Source organism: Microcoleus sp. F4-D5 (assembly GCF_036704885.1).
In the GTDB taxonomy this organism is placed as follows: Bacteria; Cyanobacteriota; Cyanobacteriia; order Cyanobacteriales; family Microcoleaceae; genus Microcoleus.
This window is the reverse complement of the sequence record NZ_JAUBSX010000139.1, coordinates 5,173-9,601: the sequence shown is the minus strand read 5'-3', so window position 1 is coordinate 9,601 and position 4,429 is coordinate 5,173. Positions and strand designations below refer to the sequence as shown.

The 4,429-nt window shown below is 47.4% G+C and carries 2 protein-coding genes; one reads left to right on the top strand and one right to left on the bottom strand.

The window, feature by feature from the left end; all coding sequences use genetic code 11:
- Positions 1-234 precede the first annotated feature (234 nt).
- The gene (rnhA, locus tag QUA80_RS32390; protein ID WP_333429016.1) at positions 235-1,140 is read right to left on the bottom strand and encodes a ribonuclease HI; all 906 of its coding nucleotides are present in this window, start codon (positions 1,138-1,140) and stop codon (positions 235-237) included.
- An 81-nt stretch (positions 1,141-1,221) separates the two neighbouring features.
- On the opposite strand from rnhA, the gene QUA80_RS32385 reads away from it, so the two are divergent.
- Positions 1,222-4,429: two-partner secretion domain-containing protein (locus QUA80_RS32385; RefSeq protein ID WP_333429015.1), on the top strand; the 3,208-nt coding region annotated here is incomplete at its 3' end.

Genomic DNA, 4,429 nt, shown 5'->3' with positions numbered 1-4,429 from the left:
TCGATCATTTTTACTACAACTTTTACCCAAAATATCTACCTATTTGATAATTACTTACAAAAGGTAGAAATTAAAGCCGTCCTATAAGGACGGGGCTTTAGACCCAATTTCTTGGTAAACTGATGACCAAAAGGACACAACTAATGTTGTGTCCCTGCGGAATTTTGCCAAATCTTGCTTTGAGACAGTCATTAGTCATCAGTCATTAATCAACTAATAACTCATGACCAACCACTAATCAGTTGTACTAACGTGGTCGATTCTCTCTAATTGCCAGAGAATTTGGTTGCCTTCGCGGCGCACCCGCGAAACTACCCAATTTCGCCACACCCAGTTGTCTCCACGACTGGTGACAGCGCTGGCATTTACATCCATCAAATCAGCCAGTTCAGAACTGGTAATCAAGTAGCCTTTCGTAGCAACCTCGTCGGCGATGTGCAACGTTTCGATCAGATTGCGGAGGTCTTGAACCCTCACCTCGCGGGGCAAGTTCTCCAGGGTATCGGCAGTTGAATCCATCATGGTAGAGTTGGAGATCGGAAGGTCAGAAGTTATGACATAGGATTCTATCGTTTTGTTACCAGTTGTGTCCGTTTCTTCCCAAACAATTGTCTTGTCAAAGTGTAGGGGCGGTGCCCCCGTGCCCGTCCCGGCCTCGTCTCCCGTTGGTTTGTGCTGTTGCAGTTCGGGAGTGAGATTGTGCGAGAAGCTGCGGGCGATTTCATCGCATCTGTCATTGTAGAAGTTGCCGGAGTGGCCGCGGACGTGTTCCCACTGGATTTGCCGGGAATTCAGCTTGTCTAGCAGATGCCAGAGGTCTTGGTTGACAACTTCTTTGCCCGTTGAAGTTTTCCAGCCTTTATTTTTCCAGCCTTGAATCCATTTGGTGATGCCGTTTTTAACGTATTCGCTGTCGGTGTAAACGGTGACTGGTTCGCTTTGACCGGAACGGGCAAAAAATTCCAGCGCAGCGACTGCCGCCTGCATTTCCATGCGGTTGTTAGTGGTTTGGGGGTCTCCACCTCCGAGTTCGTGACATTTGCCGTCGGCGAAACAAATTACTGCACCCCAGCCGCCTGGGCCCGGGTTGCCGGAACAAGCCCCGTCTGTGTAGAGGCTTTTGATTTTGGGAGTTGTCATGAGCGAATTAATTTGTTATTTAGAGGTAAGTTGTTTGCAAGTGCGATAATTAAGGCAATTGCGATAGTTTTACTTGCTGCTATGAAAAATGCCAACTTAAAGATTAAAAAGGTTGCGCTATTTATTTGTCCGTTTTCTTTGTTAATTTTTAATACTTTCGCGCAAGCACAGCCTATAATCCCTGCTGCTGACGGTACGGGTACTGTTGTCACTCCCAGCGGCAACCGCTATGATATCAACGGCGGCAGTTTGTCGGGAGACGGCGCGAATCTTTTTCACAGTTTTGGGCAGTTTGGCTTGAATCAAGGTCAAATTGCTAATTTTCTGACTAATTCGGCTATTCAGAATATATTAGCTCGAATTTCTGGCGGGGACGCTTCGCTCATTAACGGTTTAATTACTGTCACGGGCGGCAATTCTAATCTGTTTCTAATTAATCCTGCGGGGATTGTGTTTGGCCCGAACGCGAGTTTGAATGTGCCGGCGGCTTTTACTGCAACTACTGCTACTGGTGTCGGTTTTGGTTCAAATTGGTTTTATGCTGCGGGTGCAAATAATTTTAGCGCCTTGGTTGGTACGCCAAATGGTTTTTATTTTAGTGCGGGTGTACCGGGAAGTATTGTTAATGCTGGCAATTTGGCTGTGACTCCGGGGCAAAATTTGGCTTTGCTTGGCGGTACGGTTGTTAGTACCGGGCAGTTGTCGGCTGCGGGCGGGCAAATTACTGTTGCTGCTGTTGGGGGAGATAGTGTTTTACGCATTAGTCAACCGGGGCATTTGTTGAGTTTGGAAATAGCAGCGGGCGGAAATTTTGGCAATTTTCAACAGACTTTAAATCCTGTTTCTTTGCCGCAGTTGCTGACAGGTACTGGGCAAAATCAGGCGGCGGGTGTTGCGGTTGCGGATGACGGTTCTGTGCGGCTTGTGGCTTCTGGTTTGCAGGTGAATTCTGGGGATGTGGCGATTGCTGCTAATGTGTCTGGGCTGCCGCAGTTGAATGCGGGAGGTGCGAATTTATGGGCTGCGGAAAATCTCACGTTAGCGGGCGCTAGGCTGCAAACTACGGGAGATTTGAGTTTGCTGGGCTCCGATGCGGTGCGGGTCAGGGACAGCGCCCAGAATCCTTTTTTGGCGCAGGCTGGGGGGAATTTATACATTCAGGCCGATCGCACTATTGATATTCTGACTCAAAATGCGATCGGCGGCTTGTCTCTTCCCCCGCAATTCCAAAGCGGCGGCAATTTGAGTTTGCTTAGCAACGGCGTTATTTCGGGTGATTCCCACTTTGTTTCTGGTGGGAATTTTTCGATTCGCAATTTGTCGGGAATGCCGGGAAACTTTGTCAGTTTATTTGACCCGATTATCAGTTCGGAAGGAGATGTTTTCTTCGGAGATTATACCGGAGTTTCGCTGAAAGTCGAGGCGAGGGGGAGCATTTTTGCCGAGGATATTACAATTACCGGCCCCGATATTGCATTGGGTAGAGAAAATGTGAGTGGCGATCCAGATATTGCTATTTTAACCAGCAGTCCGGCCTTAATTCTGCGGGCGGGAGTGCAAAATTTGGCAAATTCTCCTAATGTTCCTAATTCTCCTGCCGATACTCCGGGTGATAACGAACAACCTAATCCTTTAGGTGACGATGCAATATTTACTCCTCCGTCTCTTTTGTCGAATAATTTGATTTCTGTTGAAAATATTTCTGCCGGCGGGCCGGTGATTTTGTCAGCGCCGGGAAGTATCGCAACTAGAGATATTAATGGCGGTCAAATTAGTCTCGAAAGCAGGGAAGGGGCAGTGGTAGTTGGGGGCAGATTAACGTCTAGTTCGACAATTAATATTCAAGCTAATGACAATATTATATTGACAAGTGACGTTTCTCGTGCTGATATCAACGGCAGTATTAGTCTGAATACTGTTCGAGGCAATATAGTAACAGGGTCGATCGATACTGGGACTTCCGGGGCGATCGCACTCAGAGCTTTTGGCAATGTGAATTTTGGGACTCTGCAGGGATCTAATGTTGATATTACCAGTAACTCCGGGGCAGTGGGAGTGTTGGCCGATCCCAATACCTTTGTTCCTAATACTGCACCAGTCAATATCACAGCAAGTGAGAATATCAATTTGACAGCTTTTAGGGACTTAACGGTTGGCAATCTCACCGCTGCGACTGTCAGTGCTAGCAGCAATGGGAGTGTTAATACGGGTGCGATCGCTACTACCGGAGATGTCAGAATTCTAGCAGGACAGTTAATCAACACAGGGGCAATAACTGTTAATCCTGCCGCCGCAAATCCAGCTAATCCCATAATTCCCACAGTCAATCTGGATGCCCAAACTAATATTAATGTTGCATCGATCGACGCTGGCACTGGCACTATTGCTTTGAGAGCATCCAGCGACTTGCAGGCAGGGAGTTTGCAAGGGGGAGCAGTTGCCGTCAATAGCGATGGGGGAAATATTGCGATCGGCAATACTACATCTATTGGGAATATTAATATAATAGGTTCTGGCAATGTAAGTTCAGGGGATTTGCTGGGAACAAGAATTAATGTAAATAGCACTTCGGGAAATATTGATCTTGGACGCGCTACAGCAACAGAAAATACTGTCAATTTGACAGCTTCTGGCAATGTAAATTCAGGAAATTTGCGGGGAGTTGGAGTTAATGTCAATAGCAATTCTGGAAGTATTAATATTATTGGCAATACGGACGCCACAACAGGAAATGTCAATTTGACAGCTTCTTCGGGCAATGTAAATGCACGAGACTTGCAGGGAGTTGCTGTTGATGTGACTAGCAGCAGGGGAACTGTGAGCACTGGTAATATAAGTGCTGGCGAAAGTGTGGGAATTTTAGCGGGTAACGAAATCGCAATTGGGCGAATAAATGTTAATCCTGTTGTTAGTGCCGATCGCACTTCTACAGTAAATCTTAACGCTCAAAATAATATCAGTGTTGCATCGATCGATGCTCCGGGCGGTAATGTTGAGATCGCAACTCCGGGTTTAGTTCGAGTGACGGGTACTTTTGACCAAAACGGCACTCCTGTTAGCATCTCGACTCTTGGCGACACTCAACCGGGCACAGTTACGATCCGCCACGGCGGGGGCGATGTGAATCCGCCGACGCCTTTTGCGGTGGGAGATGCGACGGCTAACGGTACTGCTGGGGCGATCGCCAGCAATGCTGTGGGTACGATTGCTCAGGGGCAATCTTTTATCAATTCTTACACTCAAGGCAATAGTGCGATCGTCACTACTAATCAACCCACTAATCCCGACA